Origin of the sequence: Okeania hirsuta, assembly GCF_003838195.1 — a bacterium.
GTDB lineage: Bacteria > Cyanobacteriota > Cyanobacteriia > Cyanobacteriales > Microcoleaceae > Okeania > Okeania hirsuta.
Map to the genome: position 1 here is coordinate 1 of NZ_RCBY01000614.1, position 1065 is coordinate 1065.

Annotated in this window: 1 protein-coding gene; it reads right to left on the minus strand. The window is 45.2% G+C overall.

Going from position 1 to position 1065, the window contains the following annotated elements; translation table 11 throughout:
• Positions 1-3 precede the first annotated feature (3 nt).
• Entirely contained in the window at positions 4-1065 is a 1062-nt protein-coding gene (gene psbA, locus D5R40_RS33235; protein WP_124143731.1) for a photosystem II reaction center subunit D1, read from the minus strand.

The window sequence follows — 1065 nt, forward strand, 5'->3', positions numbered from 1 at the left end:
AAATTAACCATTGATAGAAGGAGCTTCTACAGCAGCCAAATCTAGAGGGAAGTTGTGAGCATTACGCTCGTGCATTACTTCCATTCCTAAGTTAGCCCGGTTAATGATGTCTGCCCAAGTATTTACCACACGACCACTAGAATCGATGATCGACTGGTTGAAGTTGAAACCATTCAAGTTGAAGGCCATTGTGGACACACCTAATGCTGTGAACCAAATTCCTACTACTGGCCATGCTCCTAAGAAGAAGTGTAAGGAACGGCTGTTGTTGAATGATGCATATTGGAAGATTAAACGACCGAAGTAGCCGTGAGCTGCTACGATGTTATAAGTTTCTTCTTCTTGACCGAACTTGTAACCGTAGTTCTGAGACTCAGTTTCTGTTGTCTCACGTACTAAGCTGGATGTTACCAAAGAACCGTGCATTGCACTGAACAATGAACCACCGAATACACCTGCTACACCTAACATATGGAATGGGTGCATTAAGATGTTGTGCTCTGCTTGGAACACTAACATGAAGTTGAATGTTCCGGAAATTCCTAAAGGCATTCCATCAGAGAAGCTTCCTTGTCCGATTGGATAGATTAAGAATACTGCTGTTGCTGCTGCTACTGGAGCAGAGTATGCAACACAGATCCAAGGACGCATACCTAAGCGGTAGGATAATTCCCACTCACGACCCATGTAGCAGAATACGCCAATGAGGAAGTGGAAGATTACTAGCTGGTATGGGCCACCGTTGTATAGCCACTCATCCAAACTTGCTGCTTCCCAGATGGGGTAGAAGTGTAGACCGATAGCGTTGGAGGAAGGTACTACTGCACCGGAAATGATGTTGTTTCCGAACATTAAGGAACCAGCGACGGGTTCGCGGATACCATCAATGTCTACTGGAGGAGCTGCTACAAATGCGATGATGTAGCAGATAGTAGCTGTGAGAAGGGTGGGGATCATTAATACACCGAACCAACCGATGTATAAACGATTGTCTGTGCTGGTGATCCAGCTACAGAACTTTTCCCATACGTTGGCGTTTTCACGCTGTTGTAAGGTAGTTGTCAT